At 54.4% G+C, this 665-nt stretch carries 1 pseudogene; it reads right to left on the bottom strand.

Going from position 1 to position 665, the window contains the following annotated elements:
- A pseudogene (locus HNO79_RS16355) lies at window positions 1-658 on the bottom strand (IS5 family transposase); the annotation flags it as partial.
- Window positions 659-665 lie beyond the last annotated feature (7 nt).

Here is a 665-nt window from a genome sequence, read left to right as displayed (position 1 = left end):
CTCCCGAACATGATCTCGATACGGTTGCGTCTTTTGTATTTCCGCTTGTCGTATTTTATGGGTTTCCCTCGGAATTTCCGTCCCGGAATGCAGGGTTTGATCCCTTTCTCCTCCAAGGCATCCCTGAACCAGTCAGCATCATAGCCCCGATCCGCCAGCATCCATTCGGCTGGTAGGAGACCGTCCATAAGGGCAGCGGCCCCGGTGTAATCACTGATCTGGCCTGCTGTCATGAAGAAGTCGAGCGGACGTCCGTTCCGGTCGGTGACGGCATGCAGCTTCGTATTCATCCCGCCTTTGGTGCGCCCAATCAGACGGCTTGAAGCCCCTTTTTTAACCGCAGGCTCGAAGCTGTGCGATGTGCCTTGAGATAGGTCGCATCAATCATGATCGTCTGAGGATCTGCCTTGCCGGTAGTCAGTCCCTCCATCATGCGGATGAATATCCCCATAGCACTCCAGCGCTTCCAGCGATTGTAGAGCGTCTTGTGTGGACCGTATTCTCGGGGGGCATCACGCCAACGCAGACCATTTCTGTTCACGAAAATGATCCCACTCAACACACGACGGTCATCAACGCGAGGTTTGCCATGGCTCGTCGGGAAAAAGGGCCGTAGACGCTCCATCTGTTCGTCCGTCAGCCAATACAGATCACTCATTTTCAGT

The organism is Komagataeibacter oboediens (assembly GCF_018491655.1).
GTDB classification, from domain to species: Bacteria; Pseudomonadota; Alphaproteobacteria; order Acetobacterales; family Acetobacteraceae; genus Komagataeibacter; species Komagataeibacter oboediens.
This window is presented reverse-complemented; position numbering and strand designations above follow the sequence as displayed.